General features: G+C 42.8%; 20 protein-coding genes. 2 read left to right on the top strand and 18 right to left on the bottom strand.

Annotated elements, in window-relative coordinates; all coding sequences use genetic code 11:
• Positions 1 to 51: 51 nt before the first annotated feature.
• From mog to ndhC, 15 genes are all read right to left on the bottom strand, one after another.
• A complete protein-coding gene (gene mog / locus WMO13_RS00325) occupies positions 52 to 621 on the bottom strand; it encodes a molybdopterin adenylyltransferase (RefSeq protein WP_026878789.1) in 570 nt (189 codons plus the stop codon).
• Positions 622 to 784: 163 nt separating this feature from the next.
• Positions 785 to 2,248 carry an NADH-quinone oxidoreductase subunit N gene (locus WMO13_RS00320; RefSeq protein WP_051396192.1) on the bottom strand — a complete coding sequence of 488 codons (1,464 nt, stop codon included), beginning with the start codon at positions 2,246 to 2,248 and terminating at the stop codon, positions 785 to 787.
• A 12-nt stretch (positions 2,249 to 2,260) separates the two neighbouring features.
• Positions 2,261 to 3,775 (bottom strand): NADH-quinone oxidoreductase subunit M, encoded by a 1,515-nt coding sequence (locus WMO13_RS00315; protein WP_270049109.1) that lies wholly within the window; start codon positions 3,773 to 3,775, stop codon positions 2,261 to 2,263.
• 9 nt (positions 3,776 to 3,784) lie between these two features.
• A complete protein-coding gene (nuoL, locus tag WMO13_RS00310; protein ID WP_026878786.1) occupies positions 3,785 to 5,791 on the bottom strand; it encodes an NADH-quinone oxidoreductase subunit L in 2,007 nt (668 codons plus the stop codon).
• A gap of 2 nt (positions 5,792 to 5,793) precedes the next feature.
• Positions 5,794 to 6,102: an NADH-quinone oxidoreductase subunit NuoK gene (nuoK, locus tag WMO13_RS00305; protein ID WP_026878785.1), complete on the bottom strand. Its 309-nt coding sequence runs from the start codon at positions 6,100 to 6,102 to the stop codon at positions 5,794 to 5,796.
• 1 nt (position 6,103) lies between these two features.
• Complete coding sequence (locus WMO13_RS00300; RefSeq protein WP_034855570.1) at positions 6,104 to 6,781, bottom strand: NADH-quinone oxidoreductase subunit J; 678 nt, start codon at positions 6,779 to 6,781, stop codon at positions 6,104 to 6,106.
• A 9-nt stretch (positions 6,782 to 6,790) separates the two neighbouring features.
• Positions 6,791 to 7,282, bottom strand: a complete 492-nt coding sequence (gene nuoI, locus WMO13_RS00295) for an NADH-quinone oxidoreductase subunit NuoI (RefSeq protein WP_026878784.1) — start codon at positions 7,280 to 7,282, stop codon at positions 6,791 to 6,793.
• Positions 7,283 to 7,303: 21 nt separating this feature from the next.
• Positions 7,304 to 8,356 carry an NADH-quinone oxidoreductase subunit NuoH gene (nuoH, locus tag WMO13_RS00290; RefSeq protein ID WP_034855568.1) on the bottom strand — a complete coding sequence of 351 codons (1,053 nt, stop codon included), beginning with the start codon at positions 8,354 to 8,356 and terminating at the stop codon, positions 7,304 to 7,306.
• Positions 8,357 to 10,687, bottom strand: coding sequence for an NADH-quinone oxidoreductase subunit NuoG (gene nuoG / locus WMO13_RS00285; RefSeq protein WP_026878782.1), 2,331 nt, complete (start codon positions 10,685 to 10,687; stop codon positions 8,357 to 8,359). It lies immediately after the preceding gene.
• Positions 10,687 to 11,973, bottom strand: coding sequence for an NADH-quinone oxidoreductase subunit NuoF (nuoF, locus tag WMO13_RS00280; RefSeq protein WP_026878781.1), 1,287 nt, complete (start codon positions 11,971 to 11,973; stop codon positions 10,687 to 10,689). Before nuoF ends, nuoG begins: the two co-directional genes overlap by 1 nt.
• Positions 11,973 to 12,494, bottom strand: coding sequence for an NADH-quinone oxidoreductase subunit NuoE (gene nuoE / locus WMO13_RS00275; protein WP_026878780.1), 522 nt, complete (start codon positions 12,492 to 12,494; stop codon positions 11,973 to 11,975). The genes nuoF and nuoE overlap by 1 nt, the downstream gene beginning before the upstream one ends.
• A gap of 30 nt (positions 12,495 to 12,524) precedes the next feature.
• Positions 12,525 to 13,784, bottom strand: coding sequence for an NADH-quinone oxidoreductase subunit D (locus WMO13_RS00270; RefSeq protein WP_026878779.1), 1,260 nt, complete (start codon positions 13,782 to 13,784; stop codon positions 12,525 to 12,527).
• Positions 13,785 to 13,791: 7 nt separating this feature from the next.
• Positions 13,792 to 14,490, bottom strand: coding sequence for an NADH-quinone oxidoreductase subunit C (locus tag WMO13_RS00265; RefSeq protein WP_034855565.1), 699 nt, complete (start codon positions 14,488 to 14,490; stop codon positions 13,792 to 13,794).
• 7 nt (positions 14,491 to 14,497) lie between these two features.
• Positions 14,498 to 14,983 carry a NuoB/complex I 20 kDa subunit family protein gene (locus WMO13_RS00260; protein WP_026878777.1) on the bottom strand — a complete coding sequence of 162 codons (486 nt, stop codon included), beginning with the start codon at positions 14,981 to 14,983 and terminating at the stop codon, positions 14,498 to 14,500.
• A complete protein-coding gene (ndhC, locus tag WMO13_RS00255; RefSeq protein WP_026878776.1) occupies positions 14,974 to 15,327 on the bottom strand; it encodes an NADH-quinone oxidoreductase subunit A in 354 nt (117 codons plus the stop codon). The genes WMO13_RS00260 and ndhC overlap by 10 nt, the downstream gene beginning before the upstream one ends.
• Before the next feature lie 195 nt (positions 15,328 to 15,522).
• Between ndhC and WMO13_RS00250 the strand changes: the two genes are divergently transcribed.
• Positions 15,523 to 16,740: an amidohydrolase gene (locus WMO13_RS00250; protein WP_034855563.1), complete on the top strand. Its 1,218-nt coding sequence runs from the start codon at positions 15,523 to 15,525 to the stop codon at positions 16,738 to 16,740.
• Between the two features lie 368 nt (positions 16,741 to 17,108).
• The gene (locus WMO13_RS00245) at positions 17,109 to 18,818 is read left to right on the top strand and encodes a proline--tRNA ligase (protein ID WP_026878774.1); all 1,710 of its coding nucleotides are present in this window, start codon (positions 17,109 to 17,111) and stop codon (positions 18,816 to 18,818) included.
• Positions 18,819 to 19,159: 341 nt separating this feature from the next.
• Here WMO13_RS00245 and tsaB read toward each other — a convergent pair whose 3' ends face one another.
• From tsaB to ettA, 3 genes are all read right to left on the bottom strand, one after another.
• The gene (gene tsaB / locus WMO13_RS00240; protein ID WP_026878773.1) at positions 19,160 to 19,888 is read right to left on the bottom strand and encodes a tRNA (adenosine(37)-N6)-threonylcarbamoyltransferase complex dimerization subunit type 1 TsaB; all 729 of its coding nucleotides are present in this window, start codon (positions 19,886 to 19,888) and stop codon (positions 19,160 to 19,162) included.
• A gap of 167 nt (positions 19,889 to 20,055) precedes the next feature.
• Entirely contained in the window at positions 20,056 to 20,223 is a 168-nt protein-coding gene (locus WMO13_RS00235; RefSeq protein WP_084331468.1) for a zinc-finger domain-containing protein, read from the bottom strand.
• A gap of 36 nt (positions 20,224 to 20,259) precedes the next feature.
• Positions 20,260 to 21,930, bottom strand: a complete 1,671-nt coding sequence (gene ettA, locus WMO13_RS00230) for an energy-dependent translational throttle protein EttA (RefSeq protein ID WP_034855561.1) — start codon at positions 21,928 to 21,930, stop codon at positions 20,260 to 20,262.
• Between the last annotated feature and the right edge of the window lie 181 nt (positions 21,931 to 22,111).

The following is a 22,111-nucleotide window of genomic DNA, read 5'->3' as shown; positions in this document are numbered from 1 at the left end:
CCTTTTTATATCTAACACTTTTTGTCTCTAATGCTTTTTCGATCGAAATTTCTACTTCTTCTTTGGCCGGAACGCACTCGTCACCGCTTCATTGACTTCAACATAACCTGCGCCAATCAGATCAAGGCAGTAAGGAATCGCGGCGAAGATCCCTTGAACCAGAATATTCCCTGCTTCATCTTTTACGCCGGCTAATGTCTCTTCAATGGCTCGGGGACGACCGGGAAGATTGACAATCAGCGTCTCTTTACGAATCACCCCAACTTGCCGAGAAAGAATCGCTGTAGGTACGAAATGAAGGCTCACTTGCCGCATCTGTTCCCCAAATCCCGGCATCTCTTTATCTGCCACAGCTAATGTAGCATCAGGCGTTACATCCCGCTTAGTGGGTCCTGTACCGCCAGTTGTGAGAATCAGATCACAATGTTCATTATCCACTAGATCTTTGAGTGTTTGCTCAATTAGAGGCTGCTCATCGGCAATTAAACACTCATGAAAGCGAATCGGATTGCGAATCGCTTTTGTCAGCCACGCTTTAAGATGTGGAATCCCTTCATCTTGATAAATGCCTTGGCTTGCTCTATCGGATATGGATACAACGCCTATCGTAATCTCTTGCATAATCTCCTCACTATTTTTACTACTAAATCATAGATAATTTTTGGTAAATATATAAAAAAGAGTTCCCGATACCGCAGTATCTGACAGAACTCTTTTCTAAGTAGATGATACCACTATATAACGATATGGTGATTCATCCTCCCTATTTCAATACTTCGGCTCCTTAAAGGAAAGCATAAAGTAAAGAAGGTGCGATACCTAGTACAACTAAAGCCAGTGCATTCACATTAAAGAATACTCGGCTTAAACCTGTCGCTTCAATCGTTAGCTCACGACCATGCACTTCTTCATCAAAGAACATCACTTTGACTACTCGTAAGTAGTAGTAAAGTCCAATCACTGAGGTTAACAGCGCAATGATCACAGTAAAGATATAACCTGCATTAAAGGCGGCTTTGAGTACCACAAATTTCGCATAGAAACCAACGAAGAATGGAATACCGCCCATAGAGATCATGATTGCTGCCATTAAAAGCGCATACCAAGCATGTTGGCGAGCAAAGCCTTTTAAGTCATCAATCGCTTGCACTTCCTTACCATTGACTTTCACCGATAGCATAAAACCAAAGGCGGCTGTCGTGGTCATCGCATAGGTGATGGCATAGAAGATCCCTGCACTTAAAGCCGCATCACTTTCCGCTGTAACTAGTAGACCTAATAAGATAAAACCCGCATGAGAGACTGCTGAATAACCGAGCATCCGGCGAATATTATCTTGTTTCAGTGCCACTAAGTTACCGATGATGAATGAGATAATAGAGATTGCGATGATAAATGGTTGCCATTGCCCCGAAAGCTCACCTACCGCACCTAATAAAATCCATACTCCCATCATGAAAGCAGCGACTTTTGGCGCAGCCCCAATAAACATGGCAACTGGTAACGGCGCGCCTTCATAAACATCAGGTACCCAACCATGGAAAGGCGCGGCACCCAGTTTGAAGACCGTTCCTACAATGAGGAATGCGGTTGCAAAGAGCACTAAGCGTGATTGACTATCTGTCATGCCATTGGCAATCACAGCATGAATATCTTCGAACTGTAGAGAGCTTGTTGCCCCATAGAGTAGCGCCATACCAAAGAGCAGGATCGCTGAAGACATAGCTCCCATTACAAAGTATTTCATCGCAGCTTCAGTACTCTTATTGTTACGGCGATTAAGCGCAACTAGACCATACATCGGTAGAGACATCAACTCAAGGCCAACATAGACCATCAGCATGCTTGCCGCAGAGACTAATACTAGCATCCCTAATGTGCTGAGTAATACTAATGCATAATACTCGGCTGTTACGATATTTTGCTCACCGGCACGTCCATAACTATAGACTAAACCGAAAGCAACTATCACGACCATCGCCACTTTTAAGACAAGTAGTAGCGGATTATAGTTGATCTCACCAAACCAAAAATGGTTACTAATCACAATACCTTGTGTAACATCGACATTGTATAAAACGATACTGATAATACCTGCACCGAAGAGCCCGATAAGACTCAACGTGAAGAGTATTGATTGCTTCGAGTTCTTATTGAGGCTCTCATATAACAAGATGACAACGATCATACCCATTAAAAAGATCTCAGGAAGAGCAACGAGCATATCTGTCAGATTTAATTCCTTCATTTTTAACTTCCTTTAGAATTGACCTGTCAAGTGAGTAATAAGTCCATCAATTGTTGATTGCATTAAATTCGCAATAGGATCTGGCCAAACACCAAATAATACGATTAATACAGCTAATGAACCCAATAAGAACCATTCTCTACCATTGATATCTTTCATCTGTCTTACGTGCTCATGGACGATATCGCCTAAAATCACACGTTTTGTTAACCAAAGATTGTAAGCCGCACTTAAAATCAATGATAACGCAATCAGAATCGCGATATAAACTGAGTAGTGGAAGCTCGCTAAAATAGTCCAGAACTCACCAATAAAGCCTGATGTCCCTGGTAATCCTGAGTTTGCCATCGTAAAGAAGATAAAGAAGGCACCAAATACCGGCATGCTATTAATCACACCGCCGTAATCGGCAATTTCACGTGAATGGATACGATCATAAAGCACACCAATACAGAGGAACATCCCAGCAGATACAAGACCATGAGAGATCATCTGCATCATGCCGCCTTGAAGCGCCATCTGCATTGCTTCAGGATCAAGCACATTCCCGCCTAACATCGCCACAGGGAGAATAAACGCTAACGTTACAAAGCCCATATGAGAGATAGAGGAGTATGCAATCATCTTCTTCATATCACGTTGGACTAGTGCCACAAGCGCAATATAAAGAATCGCGATCACGCTTAATCCTACGATTAACCAGGAGAAATAAGCCGCGCCCAAAGGTGCTATCGGTAACATGAAACGTACGAACCCGTAGCCCCCGATTTTAAGGGTAATCGCTGCTAGAATCACTGAACCTCCGGTCGGTGCTTCAACGTGCGCTGAAGGTAACCAAGTATGTACAGGGAACATCGGCACTTTCACCGCAAATCCAGCGAGGAATGCGAGGAAGAGCCATTTCTGAGTTGATTCTGCTAATGCTAAATTTTGGAAACCGATAATATCGAAGCTACCACTTTGTAGAAAGAGGTAGATCAATGCGATCAGTAAGAAGATTGACCCTAAGAAGGTATAGAGGAAAAACTTGAGAGCCGCAGTAATACGGTTTGGTCCACCCCAGACACCGATAATAAGAAACATCGGGATTAACATCGCTTCGAAGAATACATAGAAAAGAATCCCATCTACTGAAGCAAAGATCCCGTTCATTAAACCTTCGAGGATTAAGAAAGCGGCAAAATATTGATTAGGCCGATCTTTGATAATTTCCCATCCTGCGACGACCACTAGGATCGTTACGAAAGTGGTCAAGACAATAAAGGGCATTGAAAAACCATCAACCCCTAAGTGGTAGCTGATGCCGAGCTCACTGCTCCATACCATCTGCTCCACAAATTGCATGCCACTGACATCAGGATTAAACAGGAATAGTAGTGGTAACGAAATAATAAAAGCAAGAATAGCAAAGGCTAGCGATAACCAACGAGCTCGTGTGGGCTCATTACCCACAGCAAGCACAATGAGTCCGCCGAGAATCGGAAGCCAAATGACTAAACTTAACCAAGAGATTTGCATTGTGTCCATTGTTTATTCCTAGTTAAAAAATACGACCCAAGTCATAAGTGCCAATAAACCAACTACCATTAAGAAAGCCATATGGTAGATGAACCCTGTTTGAATGCGACGAATACCAGCACCTACAGCAGAGGCAACACGAGCCGCGCCGAAGACGATTCCTTGATCGATAATCTTATCGTCAATTTTCGTCCAGAAGAAGCGACCTAATGCCACTGCCCCATTGGCAAATACTTTTTGGTTTACATCATCAAAGTAGTATTTATTTTCAAATACTTTGTAAATACCTGCTTTTTCAAGTATTTCACGGCCTTTTGCTGCCACTTTTGGATGAATTAAGAAGCTATACCATGCCGTTAAAATCCCCGCTAAGGTGAGATAGAACGCTGGTGCTGTTAAAGCCTCTTTGGTCATCTCCCACGAGCCATGGAAATTATTTTTCATAAACTCAGTGGCAGGATTCACGATATTATCGATATAGACAGAGTGTTCAAGGAATGTATTCTCAAACATCATTGGTGCCATATACCAACCTAGAATGATCGATGGAATCGCAAGCAAAATAAGCGGTAATGTGACAACCCAAGGTGACTCTTTTGGTGTTTCCGGTAATACACTCTCATCATCACCGTGGTGATCATGTCCTAAAGACTCATCAACGGTATAACGCGCTTTACCATGGAAGACTAAGAAGTACATTCTAAAGGTATAGAGTGCGGTTAAGAAAACACCGATCTCAAGCGCTAAATGGGCAAATCCTGAACCAAATGTCGTACTATGCTCAAGCGACCAGATAATTCCTTCTTTTGAGTAGTAACCCGAGAAGAATGGCATCCCAACAAGTGCAAGTGAACCAATTAACGTGGTCATCCAAGTAATTGGCATCTTCTTACGAAGTCCACCCATATAACGCATATCTTGAACATGGCTCATACCGATAATGACTGAACCTGCCCCTAAGAATAAAAGCGCTTTAAAGAATGCGTGTGTCGTTAAATGGAATGCTGCTAATGAGTATGCTGACGCCCCTAATGCCACAGTCATATAACCAAGCTGTGAGATTGTCGAGTAAGCGATAACCCGTTTGATATCGGTTTGGAATAATCCCAAGATTCCCATAAAGAGTGCAGTAATCGCACCTAGAATCAATATCATCGACAGAGCCGTTGTTGATAATTCATAGATCGGCGACATTCTCGCTACCATAAAGATCCCTGCTGTTACCATCGTTGCCGCATGGATTAACGCAGAAATCGGCGTTGGGCCTTCCATTGAATCTGGTAACCAAACATGTAAAGGAACCTGTGCCGATTTACCCATAGCGCCGATAAAGAGGAATACCGCCGCAAAGGTCATAATATTCCAATCTGTGCCTAAGAAGTGAATCGTGCTTGCCGCGCCATCTAATTTTGAAAATACATCTGTATAGGTTAATGAGCTTGTCATATAAGCCACACAAGCAATCCCGATAATAAAGCCAAAGTCCCCAACGCGGTTCACTAAGAAAGCTTTCATATTGGCATAAGTTGCCGTTGGCTTTTTAAACCAGAAACCAATCAAGAGGTAAGAGACTAAACCGACCGCTTCCCAACCAAAGAAGAGCTGCATGAAGTTATTAGACATCACGAGCATCAACATCGAGAAGGTGAAAAGTGAAATATAGCTGAAGAAGCGGTTATACCCGGGATCCCCTTTCATATATCCCACTGAGTAGAGATGAACCATCGTTGATACCGAAGTAATCACGACCATCATCATCGCCGTCAGATTATCCACCATGAAACCGACACCGACACTTAATGAACCGGTATTCATCCAAGTATAGAGATTCTCATCAAAAATCGGCGCACGTCCTGTCATGTGTTCAATTAATACAAAGACCGAAAGCGCAGCTGCGATTGCAACAAAGAGAATCGTCACAGTATGGGCGACTTTTTGATTAATTACCCGACAGAAGAGACCGGCAATTGCCGAGCCCATCAGAGGCAATAAAACAATCAAAAGATAAATATATTTAAATTCCATTGTTAGCCTCTTAACTCTGTAATTTCATCGACATTAATATTGCCACGATTTCTGAATATTAATACCAAGATCGCAAGACCAATCGCTGCTTCTGCGGCCGCAACCGCTAATATAAAGAAGACAAAGATCTGTCCATGTAAATCGCCAGAAAACTGTGAGAACGCCACAAAGAGAGTACTACTTGCTAAGAGCATTAACTCAATGCACATTAAGAGCACAATCAAATTTCTACGATTAATAAAGATTCCCGCCGTACTAATTCCAAATAGAATTGTCGAGAGAATAATATAATCACTAATAACAAGATTCATATTACTTTTCCTCCTCTGGTGTGACCGTTTCAGCGTCCTCTTCCTTGACAGGCGCCGGTGCTAAAACTGCTGAATCCATTTTTACCATCCGTACACGTTTGGTAGGATCCGCTTTAATCTGCCAACCCACAGGGACATCTTTACGACGAAGGGGGCCAACGCGATGCGTTAAGGCAATTGCGGCGATCATCGCCACTAAGAGAATAAGTGCTGTTGCCTCAAAGGCATAGATATATTCAGTGTAAAGAAGAACACCAAGCTCTTGCGCATTCGTTAACTCTACCCCTTCACGAATAGATTCAACTCCACCTGCAAGTGCAAAGTTCTGCGTAATAAAGCTATCGCCCCCTAAAGTCACGACCAAGATCTCAGCAATAAAGACGATTGCGACTAATACCGCAACCGGCAGATATTTCACTAAGCCTTTTTTCATCATATCGTGAGGAATATCAAGCATCATCACCGCAAAGAGGAAGAAAACCATCACCGCCCCACAGTAGATAATAATTAAGGCTAATGCCAAGAATTCCGCTTGTAATAACAACCAACAGCAACTCACCATGACAAAAATCAGAACTAGGTGAAGTACTGATGTCATCGTATTCTTAGCGCTTACCACCCGAATAGCTGAATAGATGGTAATAAGTGCGAAGATATAAAATAAAATCTTAAATAACATCTTCTCCCCCTAGTACAATTTAGAGTCAAGCGCGCGATCGGCTGCGATCTGTACTTCGTACTTATCGCCGAGTGCTAGCAGAGTCTCTTTAGTGATGATATTTTCCCCTTTCTCTTCCATGTGATATTCAAATACGCGGGTCAACACGATTGAATCTACAGGACAGGCCTGCTCACATAGACCACAGAAGATACATTTAAAAAGGTCAATATCGTAACGTGTTGTTCGACGGGTGCCATCGCCACGCTCTTCTGTATCAATGGTAATTGCTAATGCAGGACAAACTGCTTCACACAATTTACAACCAATACAGCGCTCTTCTCCATTAGGATAACGGCGTAGTGCATGTAACCCACGAAAACGATTCGATTGTGGTGTTTTTTCAAACGGATACTCGATCGTAAATTTCGGTCTAAAGAAATAACGAAAGGTAATTCCTAAACCTTTACGCAACTCTCTGAGCGTAAACGTTTCGTAAAATGATTTTAAATATTTAAACATTGATTAGTCCTACCCTATTTCTTAAAACCATGGTTTTAAACCGATGCCATACATCACGAGTACTACCGCGATCCATACAAGTGCAATCGGAATAAAGAATTTCCAACCTAACCGCATAATCTGGTCATAACGATAACCCGGGAATGTTGCGCGAACCCAAACCATTGAGAAGAGGAAGAATGCCATCTTCAAAATCATCCAGAAAAGACTATCTTGAGCCAAGAATGAAATGACAGGAATATTCTCAATCGCTTCAACACCTGAGAGCGGAGCAAGCCAGCCACCAAAGAAGAGCAAGCTCATCAATGCCGACATTAAGATCATATTGGTGTATTCCGCAAGGTAGAATGTTACGAAGCCCGTTCCTGAATACTCAGTAAAGTAACCTGCAACAATCTCTGATTCCCCTTCTGTCACTTCAAATGGCGCACGATTTAACTCTGCAAGACCTGCAATAAAATAGATCACCGCCATCGGTAATAGTGGGATAAAGTACCAGTTGACTAACCCTAAGCTACCTGATTGTGACTTCACAATTTCAGAGAGATTAAGGCTCCCTGAAATCATCACAACGGTAATCAGCGCAAAACCAATCGCAAGCTCATAAGAGACCACTTGTGCGGCACTTCGGATTGCTCCAAACATGGCAAATTTAGAGTTTGACCCCCAACCACCAATCAATGATGAATAGACCCCTAAAGAGGTCATCGCAAGGATAAAAAGAATCCCTGAATCCATTGATGAGCTGATCCAATTATCTTGAAAAGGAATCACTGCCCATACTGCAAAAGCAGTTGTTACAGCTACAAATGGGGCGATTAGGAACATCGCCTTATTCGCAGCTGAAGGAATAATCCATTCTTTGAAGATCATCTTCATTAAGTCAGCAAAGGGTTGTAACAAACCTTTAGGTCCTACACGATTTGGCCCTAAACGGATATGCATATATCCCAGAATTTTACGTTCTGCAAATGTTAAGTACGCTACAGATAAAACGATCGGTAAGAAAATTGCCAATGTTTTAAGTAGAGCCCAAACAAGCGGATAATGAATAATCGCCATGATGATATCCATCTAATTTGCCCCCTTGATAAATTGATAAAATGGTGTTTGCCCCGCATATTCTGTCGGGATTCGAACACAACCAGGCGCTACTTTTGCTGATACTCTTGAAGTGAAACGGCTCTCTTGATTTAAAATCGCCATGACAGTCGCTTCATCGTTACTATTGTTAAATGCAATCCGCGCACGACTTGCAAGAGGCGTCTTTTGTAATGCTTCACCACGACGAACGTAAGCATCAGTCGAATAGAGAGATGTTGTTGGGATCGCTATCAAGCCTGATTTAGGCATCGCTTGATAATCAAAAGTGAACACTTCACTTATATTATTTTGCTCTGCCAATTGTGCCTCATGCATCAAACGCCATTTGGCTAATACCTCTTCAGAACTGATATAACCAAAGCCTGGTAATTCAAATTGATTGCCTAAAACACGAAGAATCTTCCAAAGGGGACGCGCTTCCCCTTGTGGCATACTCGCTGCCTGCAATGATTGTAAGCGCCCTTCTAAGCTCACGAAACTGCCTGAGCTCTCTGCCCAAGCTGCCGCAGGTAGAATGATATTTGCAAGAGATTTAAGCGCTTCACTCACAAAAGGTGTAACCGCAACGACGGCTTCCGCTGCTTTAAGTGCATTAAATACTTGACCAGTCTCTGCAAAATCATATTCCGGATCGATTGCACCCACTAAAATATATGCTTTTAGCGGTTTTGTAAGCATTGATGCCGTATTGAAACCCTCAGTTGTAATCTGTGTGAGCGCAGCACCAGAGCTATTCGCTCCCGCAGTGAAGTAACCGAAGCTTGCACCCGTTAAACGTGCTAATTCAACACTTAATGCGCGAATCGTTGCAAACTGTGGATGGCTAATCGCCTCATCCCCTAGAACAATCCATTCACGCTCACCCTCTAATAACTGATCTGCAACACGTTCAACTAAGGCATTATCCACCGCTGTATCCGCATTAATCTTTGCAAATTCTAAAGCAAGTGGTTGCCCTTTTGCTGTAGCAACCCGTTTTACGACTGCCATTAAAGTACCGACCCAATCAAATGGGTGGGCAATTATTGAAGCATGCATTGAATGTAATTGATCCGCATCATAAGTGCCAAGGCGAGAGACTTTCGCACCCTTTTTAACCGCATCTCTTAAACGAATAGCTAAAACAGGCACTTCCATACGAGGATCGGCTCCTACTAAGAAGACAGAATCAAGCCGATTAATCTCTGTCAGTTTAAGCCCTAATGAACGGAATGTAGGCTCACTCTTCTCCCCGCTGAAATCCCGTTGTTTCAAACGGTAATCAACATTTTTAAGATTCAGGCCTACTTTTAATTCGCTCACTAGCTGAAGCTCTTCTACAGATGCAAGCGGTGAAACAAAAATCCCTACTTGATCTACGCCATATTTTTGAATTGCCCCTTCAATGACCAGCTTTGTTGCTTTAAGCGCATCCGCCCAATTCGCTTGTTCTAGCACGCCTTGACCATTATCAATCAATGGGAAATGGGCACGATCTGCACTAAAGAGTGCTTCATAACTAAAACGATCACGGTCAGCAATCCAAGGTTCATTAATCTCATCATTACGACGAGAGACAACCCTTGCTACTTTGCCACGTAATGTATGAATTTCAGTATTTGTACCGACACCATCATGAATCGAAATTGAATCATGGTTCATATATTCCCAAGGCCGAGCCCCATATTTTGAAAGTTTGGCAGTTAAGGCACCTACTGGGCAGATATCGATAATATTGGCTGAAACCTCTGAAGCAAGCGCATGCTGAATATAGGTGGAGATTTCTAAACGATCCCCACGATCTAATCCACCAAGCTCACGCATTCCGGCAATCTCATCTCCATAGCGTACACAACGAGTACATTGAATACAACGATTCATAAAGGTCTCAACGAGTGGACCAATATCGCTTTTCGGGAAATGACGTTTCTCTTCAGTATAGATTGAGTGATTTTGCCCATATTCAGCCGAAAAATCTTGTAATTCACACTCACCACCTTGATCACAAATCGGACAATCAAGTGGGTGATTAATTAACAAGAATTCCATAATGGCTTTTTGGGCTGCTCGTGCTTTTTCACTTCTTGTACGAACAATCATGCCATCCATAATCGGCGTTGCACAAGCAGGTGCCGGCTTTGGCATCCGCTCAACATCGACTAAACACATCCGGCAACTTGCGGCAATCGATAACTTATCATGGTAGCAAAAACGAGGAATGGTAATTCCTTCCCGATCCGCAACCTCGATTAACATTGTGCCCGCAGGTGCTTGAAATTCCTTACCGTCAATATTTACGGTAAATATTTTTTCATTACTCATTATTGGGCTCCCTCAATCATACTTCTCCCATGTTCAATATAGAATTTGAACTCTTCTGGGAAATGTTTAATAAAGCTTAAAATAGGCGTTGCAGCCGCATCACCTAAAGCACAGATTGTGCGTCCACCGATATTATTGGCGACATGAAGCAGTTTATCGAGATCTTCAGGACGACCTTGCCCCTCTAAAATACGTTCAACCACACGATAGAGCCAACCTGTACCTTCACGGCATGGCGTACATTGACCACAAGACTCACTAAAATAGAAGCTTGCAAGGGTCTTTAATACTTTCACCATATCTGTTGTTTCATCCATGACGATGACAGCACCTGAACCCATCATTGATCCTGCTTTTTTCGCAATAGAATCATAATCCATGTTCGTTTTCATCATGATATGACCCGGAACGACAGGAACGGAGGATCCCCCCGGAATAACCGCTTTAATTTTGCGACCTTGCCAGATACCACCGGCTAACTTTAATAGATCTTTGAAAGGTGTTCCCATCGGAATCTCATAGTTCCCAGGCTTTGCGACATGACCTGAGATAGAGAAGATCTTCTGACCGCCCGCACCGGGAATCCCATGATCTTTAAACCACTCAGGACCATTACGAATAATGCGGCCCACTGATGAGAGTGACTCACAGTTATTGATCGTTGTGGGCTTACCATATAAACCAACTGCTGCAGGGAATGGTGGTTTAAAACGTGGCTGACCTTTCTTGCCTTCTAAAGATTCAAGTAATGCCGTCTCTTCACCACAGATATAAGCACCTGCACCGAGCGCACCGTATAACTCAACAGAAATACCCGTACCTTGAATATTCTCACCTAAAAGTCCTGCATCACGTGCTTCTTGCACGGCAGCTTCAAAGCGCTTAAATGGCTCTTCACTAAACTCACCACGCATGTAGTTGTAGCCGACTTTTGCACCGATTGCATAAGCCGCAATCGCCATACCCTCAACAAGAGCATGAGGATTATAACGAAGGATATCCCTATCCTTACAAGTCCCCGGTTCAGATTCATCTGAGTTACAAACCAGGTAACTACTTCCATCTGTGTTCTTCGGCATAAAACTCCACTTCACACCCGTTGGGAAGCCTGCGCCCCCACGGCCACGAAGTTCTGAAGCTTTCACCATCTCGATCACTTCCTCTTTCGAGAGTTCGCCTCTTAATATTTTCTTCCACCCATCATAGCCACCTAAGCTCATATAGGTCTCAATCGACCATGGCTTATCGCGTCCGAGAGTAAAATAACAAACTTCATTTCTAACCATTAGTTTGCCTCTTTCTTATCTGCGCTTGATTCGATACGATCTAGAATTTCATCAATCTTCTCAATCGTTAAATTCTCATGATACTCGTGATTGATTAAAGCCGCTGGCGCTGCTGTACATGCAGCAAGGCATTCATCCTCTTTCTTCAACGAAAAAAGACCGTCAGGAGTCGACTCCCCGGCCTTGATACCCAAACGATTTTCCACGTGCGCTAAGATCTCTTCTGCACCACGAAGCATACAGGAGATATTAGTACAGATAAGAAGGGCATTCTTACCACAGGGTTTCAATTCAAAATTGGAATAGAACGAGGCTACCTCATACACCGCAATCGGGGGTAATTCAAGGTAATCAGCGATGGCATCCATCAATTCTGTCGTTAAATAACCGCCATTTTCATGCTGAACTTCACGTAGTGCAGCAAGCAATGCAGACTGCTTCCGATCTTCTGGGAAGCGTGCTAGCCAGCGATCAATCTCTGCTCTCGCATGGCTACTTAAAATGCTCTCTTTATTTTTCATTTTCGCTACTCTTTTCTGTCGTTCGTAAAATTAGCGGTCGATATCTCCAAACACTAAATCTTGTGTCCCGATAATTGCAACCAAGTCGGATAACATATGACGATGTGCCATCTCTTCGGTGGCTGAAATATGAGAGAATCCAGGTGCTCTTAACTTAACGCGATAAGGTTTATTCGCACCATCTGAAACAAGATACACTCCAAATTCCCCTTTAGGATGCTCAACTGCAGCATAGGCCTCCCCTTCAGGCACACAAAAACCCTCGGTAAAGACTTTAAATTGCTGAATCAAGGATTCCATTCCCTCTTTAACATCTCGTCTTTGGGGGATTGTTACGCGGCTATCTTCCGCCATTACAGGCCCTTTATTCTCACGAAGCCAAGCAATGCATTGCTTCATGATATGTGCCGACTGCACCATCTCTTCTAAACGAACTAAGAAGCGATCATAACAATCACCATTGACGCCAACAGGCACTTCAAAATCAAGTTGATCATATACAGAATAGGGTTGTGTCTTACGTAGATCCCAAGCAACACCTGAACCACGAAGCATAGGCCCTGTAAAACCAAGTTCAATTGCCCGCTCTGCAGAGACAACACCGATGCCTACAACACGCCCTTTCCAGATACGGTTACCCACAAGAAGATCTCGATACTCTTTCATATTTTGATTCACAAAACGATCACAGAAATCCTCTAAGAAATCTAACACGTCGCCTTGACGCGCAGCATTAATACGCTCTAGTTTCTTTTTCGATCTGAACTTGCTTGGCTCATATTTAGGCATCTGATTCGGTAGATCTTTCGCAACCCCGCCTACACGATAGTAAAATGGGTGAATACGCGCCCCGGTAATTGCTTCTTGTGCATCGTAAAGTTCTTCACGATCACGGAAACAGTAGAGGAGCATCGCCATCGCACCTAAGTCATGACCATGTGCTCCTAACCACATCAAGTGATTCATAATACGTGTTGCCTCATCCATTAATACACGGATATATTGCGCACGAATCGGCACTTCAATACCGAGTAACTTCTCAACTGCTAACACAAATGCATGCTCATTATTGAGGCATGAACAGTAATCTAATCGATCTAAGTAACCAATAGACTGAGTGTAAGGTTTTGCTTCCATTAACTTTTCAGTACCACGATGAAGTAAACCCACATGCACATCAGCACGTTCAACGGTTTCCCCGCGGAGCTCTAAAATCAGACGCATTACACCATGTGCTGCCGGATGCTGTGGTCCGAAGTTAATCGTATAGTTTTCAATATTTGTTGTCATAACTCTCCTACCCCTTACGAATCATTCGAGGAATATTGACGCGCGATTCAATCGAAACAGGTTGATATACCACTCGACGAAGCTCTTCATCATAGATCACCTCTACATTTCCGGTTAGTGGGAAATCTTTGCGTAGTGGATGACCAATAAAGCCATAATCGGAGAGAATACGACGTAAATCTGGGTGGTTTTTAAAAGCAATTCCGAACATATCGAAAGTTTCCCGCTCGAACCAGTTTGCGCCTGCCCAAATATCCGATACGGAATCCACCATCGGAATCGTATTATTCTGCTCGCCATCAAGATAGGTCTTTACACGTAAACGCGCATTATGAGTCAACGACAATAGATGATAGACAACCGCAAAGCGCTCTGTCATTGATTTTTTATGTGCCGTTTTCTCTAATTGTGTCCCGGCTCTTCCCACAGCCTGAGGTGTTGTTCCTCGGCTAAAACCATGATTAGAGGCTTCCACATCCCATTCAGTAAGACCATAAGCGGCATAATCAACGCCGGTAATATCTGTCATCTGCTCAAACTTGAGTTCATCATGGTGACGAAGTGTTTCCATCACAGAATGAACCGTATCAGGGGCGATCGTAATGGTTACTTCGCCGACATGTAGCACTGACTTGAGAATTTTATCTCCAAGAATCGTTGCTAACGTCTCTAACAACTCTTCGGGATTTCTAATAAATTTTGCCATTTCTCACCTACCCTAATCTTGCAATGGTACTAGTACGCTTGATCTTTTCATGAAGACGTAAGATCCCGAACATTAATGCTTCAGCAGTAGGTGGGCAACCTGGCACATAGACATCTACCGGCACCACTCGATCTGAACCACGTACAACAGAGTAAGAGTAATGGTAATAACCCCCACCATTTGCACAAGAACCCATTGAGATCACCCATTTTGGCTCTGGCATCTGATCGTACACTTTACGAAGAGGAATCGCCATTTTATTAGTGAGCGTTCCAGCAATAATCATTAAATCAGCCTGTCTTGGAGAGGCTCTAAATACCGCACCACCATAGCGGTCTAAATCATATCGCGCGGCGCCAACATGCATCATCTCCAATGCACAACAAGCAAGCCCAAACGTGACCGGCCATAGTGACCCCGTACGCGCCCAGTTGATTGCCGAATCGAGGGTTGTTGTAATAAAACCCTCTTCTAATCTAGCTTCTAATCCCATTCAAGTGCCCCTTTCTTCCACTCATACGCAAAACCAACCGTCAATAAAACAAGAAAAACCACCACAGCCATAATACCAGGTAGTCCTATCATTTTAAGAGCAGTTGCCCAAGGAATGAGGAAGATTAACTCTAAGTCAAAAACAATAAAAAGAATTGCGACAAGAAAGAAGCGGACATCAAACTTCATTCGGGCATCTTCAAATGCCTCAAATCCGCTTTCATATGGAGATAGCTTTTCAGCGTTAGGTTGGCTTGGTGATAAGAAGTAACCAAGGGCAACGAGGATGCCTGCAAAGACAATACTGAAGCCTACAAAGACTGCTACAGGAAGATATTCCATCATAGCTCATTTTCCTCCAAGACTCTGATTTTACTCATAGATTGATATAAACAAGTATAAAGCCTAATTGAGAGAACCCAAATATGCTTCTAAACTTTGACATAAAATTGTATCCTAAGAGTTCTATACTAATGGATTAGGCGATAAAATTAAAGTCTATACCGAATTTAAACTTGACACTAGAGGGAAGCTGCAGCCATGCTAGCAAATATCGTTCAAAATCCTAATTCAAACCTCATCTTATTTCTCCAAAAACATGAGGCTGATTTTCGACAATTACGGCAAGATTTCCACGCTCATCCAGAGTTATCACGTGTTGAATTTAAAACAGCTGAAAAAATTGAAGCGCTCTTACAATCATGGGGTATTCAAACAGAAAGACTCTCAAATACTGGAGTAATCGGAATTCTAAGAAAAGGGGATTATCATAACGGCAAACGAATTGGCTTACGCGCCGATATCGATGCACTTCCCATCACTGAATCAACTGATTTGCCTTACAGCTCCAATAATGAAGGGATTATGCATGCCTGTGGTCATGATGGTCATATGACAATGCTTTTAGCTGCGGCCCATTATCTTGCATTAGAAGCCACGTTTGATGGAACCATCATCTTTATCTTCCAGCCTGATGAAGAGGATCAAGCAGGCGCCCGCACAATGGTCAATGACGGATTATTTGAGAAATTCCCGGTTGATGCAGTCTATGCAATCCATAACTATCCCGGTGCGAAACAAGGAGAAATCCTGATTAAGAAGGGGCCTCAAATGGCCGGCACCTGCGAGATTCATATCGATGTTTTCTCAAAAGGCGGTCATGCAGCGCACCCTTACCAAACCGTCGATAGTGTCTTAGTTGCATCAGAAATAGTCGTTGGACTACAATCGATCATATCGCGTAATATCTCTGGCCTTGATTCTGCCGTTATTACCATTGGCGCAATCCATGGGGGGCATGCGAATAACGTCATTCCCAACAAAGTATCGCTACTTGGGACATTACGTTATTTTGATCTTAAAGTAAGGGATCTTATTAAAGAACGAATCAAGACCTTAGCCGAAGGGATCTGCAGCGCTTACGGTGCGACCTGCGAAGTGCGATTAATTGACGGTTATATTCCCACCATCAATCATGACAAAGAGACTGAAATTGCCATTGAGGCGATCGGCAATCTAATGCAACCAGAATATATTAATTACGACAAAAAACCTTCTATGGGTGCAGAAGATTTTGGTTTTATGCTCCAAGAGTGCCCTGGTGCATATTTCTATATTGGTAACGATACTCGCGAACAACATGAGAATGCTGAGTTAATAGGCCTACATACAGAACGATATGATTTCAATGACGACAACATCCTAATAGGCGGCGCAACTTGGGCAAACTTAGCATTATATTTTCTAAAAAAGAGATAATAGAACCAAATAGTTACTCTTATTAACATCTCTATGCATGGTAAAAAACCATACATATTTTTAATAAAAATTGATACAAATCAATCTTTACCCCCCCCACTTTTCATAACAACCCATGCTTTTTTCGATAAAACCTCGTTTAATTGAATAAGGGAAGAAGCAGAAGAAATATTGCGTCGATATCGTTTTCTCCCTACACTATCACTTTTTATATCACCTAATTTCCCACATAATTAATGAGATCTAGTTAATCTAGCTGAATCGACCTACTAAACAGCTCTTTATTTCTTGGTCTCTATAAATTTAAAAATTATATTTAAAAACCATATTTAAAAACCATATATTAAGCGATTAACAGACAATCTACTATGAAAACAAGTCAATTTTTAATTAACACTCTTCGCGATACACCTAACGATGCTGAGATCAAATCACATCAACTGATGCTACGCGCAGGCTTAATTCGCCGCGTTACATCAGGAATCTATAGTTGGAGCCCGTTAGGTCTCCGGGTATTGCAAAAAACTGAAAATATCGTACGGGATGAGATGAATAAAGCGGGGGCACTTGAGATGCTCATGCCATCAGCGCAACCTGCAGAACTTTGGATTGAATCAGGCCGATGGGAGAAATTTGGCCCTGAATTACTTCGCTTCAAAGATCGCCATATGCGCGATTACTGTTTAGGTCCCACTCATGAAGAGATTATCACTGATTTTGCCCGCCAAGAACTCAAGAGCTATCGCCAACTGCCAATCAATTTCTATCAAATTCAATGGAAATTCCGCGATGAAATTCGTCCACGTTTCGGCGTGATGCGCTCTCGAGAGTTTTTGATGAAAGATGCTTACTCTTTCCATATTGATGCAGAATCCCTCGACGACACTTACAACAAAATGTATACCGCTTACAGCAATATTTTAGACCGTTTAGAGCTAGAATATCGTGCAGTTTGGGCAGATTCCGGTGCGATCGGTGGCAGTAAATCACAAGAGTTCCACGTTGTAACGCAAGCGGGCGAAGATGCGATTGTCTACTCTACAGAATCTGATTATGCAGCCAATGTGGAAGCAGCAGAAGCTATAGCCGTTGGGACGCGTGGAGAAGCAACCGGCGCACTGAAAAAACTCGAAACACCGAATGTTCACTCGATTGAAGATTTGGCCAAATTCTTAAATTCTCCGCCTGAAATGCACCTCAAAACGCTCATTCTTCATGGTCGAAAAGAGAACGAACTCATTGCCGTTTGCTTACGAGGCGATCATGAACTCAATGAAGTGAAAGCAGAAAACTGTGGTCTTTTTGCCGTACCACTCACCTTTGCGAGCGATGAAGAGATTGCAAATACACTTAACACAACGCCGGGCTCTATTGGCCCTGTCAATATGCCGATCAAAGTGGTATTTGATCGCCAAGCAGCCTTAATGAGCAACTTTAGCTGTGGTGCAAACGAAACAGGTTTCCACTATATCAATGTGAATATTGGTCGTGATCTCCCTGAGCCTGAAGTATTAGATCTTCGTGAAATCAAAGAAGGAGATCCCTCACCTTGCGGTAAGGGTAAAATTGCCATTGCTCGTGGTATTGAAGTCGGCCATATCTTCCAACTAGGAGATCGTTACTCAAAAGCAATGAATGCGACAGTGCTTGATCAAAATGGTAAAGCGACTGTGATGCAGATGGGGTGTTATGGAATCGGCGTTACCCGTATTGTTGCCGCAGCGATTGAGCAGCGCAATGATGATGCCGGCATTATCTGGCCTAAAGCGATTGCACCTTTTACCCTATCACTCATTCCAATGAATTATGGTAAATCTGAACTTGTGAAAGAGACTACCGATAAACTCTACGATGAGTTATTAACGCTCGGTATCGATGTTTTATTAGAAGATCGGAATATTCGCCCAGGCGAAGCTTTTAGTGACCATGAACTGATCGGCATTCCTTATCGGGTGGTGATTGGTGATCGTACACTTAAAAACGGTGAAGTTGAATTCAAAGCAAGAACCGATGAAGCTGCAACGATGGTGCCGGTGACAGAGATTGTGAACGTCATCAAAGCAACGCTCAATCCATAAAACGATGTTTTATTCATAGAAAATTCTTTGATTACACAAGGATTTTAGGACACAGAAAAGCGCCGATTGAACTCATCAATGGGCGCTTTTATTTTACTCATCTTTAAGTATGTTCACTTCAAAACAAGCTGATTTATAGTAAATTTGGTTTAAGAAAAATGGTTCTTAAACAGCTATTGTGGGGTTAAAAGAACATAAAACCTGACTCACCAACACTTGCAAGATGCCGGATAGAAAGGCTTCCTCGCTTTTTACAGCTGATGCGCCGGCATTTAAATAAGCTGATTTTGAACCGATATTACTATAAATGCCGACATATCGATTGCAAAAAATAGGTAGGCTTACAACGATTCCTCAGCTTCTGCTTTTGCCGCACGTAGCGCTTGCTGCTCTTCAATCGTCAGTGCAATATTATGGCGTAAATAGACCGGTGAAACTTGATCAGCATAGAGCCCGAGACCTTTATCCAGATCCCGCTTTGCCAATAAGGCAATATCCCCTGCTCGCGGATAATGACGATCAACAATCATTGTGGCATTTAATTTTTCTACTGCCTCACTATCTAACGTCCAACCATCACCAATGCCTAATACCGGTTCAGAGCTCTCGGCAAAAAGTGCATAGATCTCTTCTAAAGTATTCACTTGATCCTCTGCAATATTAATGAGTTGTTTATCTTCATCTAATGCATAAATAGCCCAATACACCTCATTCATCTTTGCATCAAGCATCGGCATTACTTTTACCTCAGGATGCTCTTCAAGCACCGAATAAGCTAAAGCTGCCAGCGTTGAGATAGGGGCAATAGGCAAATCAAGCCCGGCGCCCAATCCTTGAATAAAACCACAGGCAATCCGAAGCCCGGCAAAACTGCCAGGACCGACAGCGAATGCTAAGCCATCTAAATCTTTAAAATCGAGCTCTGATCCTGCCATCACTTCTAATACCATTGGCTTTAGAAGCTCAATATGTTTACGTGAAGCAACAGTAAGTCGTTCGACTACTTCTCCATGTGCATAGACCGCCGCTGAACAAGCCGCAGTTGAAGCATCGACTGCTAAAATTTTCATAAATGTTTAGAGTTCTTTAATTAATTTTTATATTAATTTTATAAGTAATAGATACTTTATAAGAAATACAACAAGCACTTCAGTCAAAATCTCACAAGTGAGAACACTGAAGTGCCGGCAATATCTTTCAAACGTGTTTGAGAGAATTCAACAGATTACTCAGCCAATTACTCAACAATATATTCAGTGCTGCAATAAGGGCATTTTACTTTCCCTTCTTGATCAGGACTTAGATAGACACGCGGATGATAACCCCAAGCATCCACCTCAAGCGGAGGACAGCAGATAGGGAGTGCATTTTCGTCTAACTCTACCTGTTTCTTATCTAGTGCCATAATGATTGCTCCTTAAGAATAGATCTAGTCTCACGCTTAGCGAGAGATCGGTTTGTATTTAATACGTTGAGGACGATCCGCATCATCTCCAAGACGGCGGCGGCGATCTGCTTCATACTCTTCATAGTTTCCTTCAAACCATTCTACATGAGAATTTCCTTCAAAGGCCAAAATATGTGTTGCAATTCGATCTAAGAACCAACGGTCATGGGAAATCACTACAACACAGCCCGCAAATGCTAAAATCGCATCCTCAAGTGCCCGTAAAGTTTCCACATCAAGGTCATTTGTCGGTTCATCGAGAAGAATCACATTTCCACCTGAACGAAGAACTTTCGCTAAATGCACCCGATTACGCTCACCGCCTGATAGATCGCGTACCAATTTTTGTTGATCTGAACCTTTGAAGTTAAAGCGCCCACAATACGCACGAGATGGTGTTTCATAAGTACCCACACGGATCATATCTAAACCATCTGAGATCTCTTCCCAAACAGTTTTGTTAGGGTCAAGCGTATCACGACTCTGATCTACATACGCAAGCTCAACAGTTTCTCCAACTCGAAATGTCCCTTTATCTGCCTCTAATTGACCGGTCATCAATTTAAAGAGCGTTGATTTACCCGCACCATTAGGCCCAATAACACCCACAATGCCACCTTTAGGCAGATTAAAGCTTAAATCCTCATAAAGTAGTTTATCGCCAAAGGCTTTCGCAACATCAGTAGCTTCAATCACCAAGTCCCCTAAACGAGGTCCAGGTGGGATATAGATCTCCATCGTCTCATTACGTTGTTGATATTCTTGACTCTCAAGCTCTTCAAAACGTGCCAAACGTGCTTTCGACTTCGTTTGACGACCTTTCACACCGGCGCGCACCCACTCAAGCTCTTTCTTAATTGCTTTTGCACGAGATTCTTCCTGCTTCGCTTCTTGCTCTAAACGGCGAGTCTTCTGCTCAAGCCAACTAGAGTAGTTACCTTCATAAGGAATACCATGTCCGCGGTCAAGCTCTAAAATCCAACCTGCCACATTATCAAGGAAATAACGATCATGGGTTACCGCCACAACAGTACCGGGATAATCATGCAAGAAACGCTCAAGCCAAGCCACAGATTCTGCATCTAAATGGTTTGTAGGCTCATCAAGCAGAAGCATATCTGGTTTTGAAAGCAGTAATTTACAGAGCGCAACCCGGCGTTTTTCCCCCCCTGAAAGGGTCGCAATATCACGATCCATCGGCGGCAAACGAAGTGCATCGGCAGCAATCTCCAATTGACGATCTAAACTATGACCATCGCTGCTTGCTAAAATCGCTTCAAGCTCTGCTTGCTTCGTTGCTAATGCATCAAAATCCGCATCTGGTTCGGCATAAGCGGCATAAACTTGATCGAGCTCTTCTTGCGCTTTTTTAATATCGCCGAGCGCTTCTTCAAGGTTACCACGCACATCAAGCGCTTCATTTAACTTTGGCTCTTGCTCTAAGAAACCGATTTTTGTCCCCGGTTGAACACGCGCCTCACCTTGAATATTGGTATCAACACCCGCCATAATGCGAAGTAATGTTGATTTACCAGCACCATTAAGGCCTAACACCCCAATTTTTGCACCTGGGAAAAATGAGATAGAGATATCTTTTAAAATCTCACGATTAGGCGGTACCACTTTACTCACACGATTCATCGTGTAGATAAATTGTCCTGACATAGAAATAAATCCTTTACTAACAATAAGGGCGCCGAAGTAGCTGCTGATCAATTTTGCTAAAGATAGCCCATTAATCGAGACTCAAGCGCAGAATCACCAAAATAGTTCCCCGCTATTCTACCCTATATCGCTACAAATTCATTCTTTCATCTACAAATTTATCCGTAAGTCACCCTCAAAT

Origin of the sequence: Ignatzschineria larvae DSM 13226 (assembly GCF_038500265.1) — a bacterium.
Taxonomy (GTDB): domain Bacteria; phylum Pseudomonadota; class Gammaproteobacteria; order Cardiobacteriales; family Wohlfahrtiimonadaceae; genus Ignatzschineria; species Ignatzschineria larvae.
The sequence above is the reverse complement of the archived record's forward strand: the minus strand, read 5'-3'. Positions and strand labels throughout refer to the sequence as shown.

Coding starts and splice junctions, on each gene's coding strand:
- mog (WP_026878789.1), bottom strand. CDS start 621: ATGCAAGAGATTACGATAGGCGTTGTATCCATATCCGATAGAGCAAGC.
- WMO13_RS00320 (WP_051396192.1), bottom strand. CDS start 2,248: ATGAAGGAATTAAATCTGACAGATATGCTCGTTGCTCTTCCTGAGATC.
- WMO13_RS00315 (WP_270049109.1), bottom strand. CDS start 3,775: ATGGACACAATGCAAATCTCTTGGTTAAGTTTAGTCATTTGGCTTCCG.
- nuoL (WP_026878786.1), bottom strand. CDS start 5,791: ATGGAATTTAAATATATTTATCTTTTGATTGTTTTATTGCCTCTGATG.
- nuoK (WP_026878785.1), bottom strand. CDS start 6,102: ATGAATCTTGTTATTAGTGATTATATTATTCTCTCGACAATTCTATTT.
- WMO13_RS00300 (WP_034855570.1), bottom strand. CDS start 6,781: ATGTTATTTAAGATTTTATTTTATATCTTCGCACTTATTACCATCTAT.
- nuoI (WP_026878784.1), bottom strand. CDS start 7,282: ATGTTTAAATATTTAAAATCATTTTACGAAACGTTTACGCTCAGAGAG.
- nuoH (WP_034855568.1), bottom strand. CDS start 8,356: ATGGATATCATCATGGCGATTATTCATTATCCGCTTGTTTGGGCTCTA.
- nuoG (WP_026878782.1), bottom strand. CDS start 10,687: ATGAGTAATGAAAAAATATTTACCGTAAATATTGACGGTAAGGAATTT.
- nuoF (WP_026878781.1), bottom strand. CDS start 11,973: ATGGTTAGAAATGAAGTTTGTTATTTTACTCTCGGACGCGATAAGCCA.
- nuoE (WP_026878780.1), bottom strand. CDS start 12,494: ATGAAAAATAAAGAGAGCATTTTAAGTAGCCATGCGAGAGCAGAGATT.
- WMO13_RS00270 (WP_026878779.1), bottom strand. CDS start 13,784: ATGACAACAAATATTGAAAACTATACGATTAACTTCGGACCACAGCAT.
- WMO13_RS00265 (WP_034855565.1), bottom strand. CDS start 14,490: ATGGCAAAATTTATTAGAAATCCCGAAGAGTTGTTAGAGACGTTAGCA.
- WMO13_RS00260 (WP_026878777.1), bottom strand. CDS start 14,983: ATGGGATTAGAAGCTAGATTAGAAGAGGGTTTTATTACAACAACCCTC.
- ndhC (WP_026878776.1), bottom strand. CDS start 15,327: ATGATGGAATATCTTCCTGTAGCAGTCTTTGTAGGCTTCAGTATTGTC.
- WMO13_RS00250 (WP_034855563.1), top strand. CDS start 15,523: ATGCTAGCAAATATCGTTCAAAATCCTAATTCAAACCTCATCTTATTT.
- WMO13_RS00245 (WP_026878774.1), top strand. CDS start 17,109: ATGAAAACAAGTCAATTTTTAATTAACACTCTTCGCGATACACCTAAC.
- tsaB (WP_026878773.1), bottom strand. CDS start 19,888: ATGAAAATTTTAGCAGTCGATGCTTCAACTGCGGCTTGTTCAGCGGCG.
- WMO13_RS00235 (WP_084331468.1), bottom strand. CDS start 20,223: ATGGCACTAGATAAGAAACAGGTAGAGTTAGACGAAAATGCACTCCCT.
- ettA (WP_034855561.1), bottom strand. CDS start 21,930: ATGTCAGGACAATTTATCTACACGATGAATCGTGTGAGTAAAGTGGTA.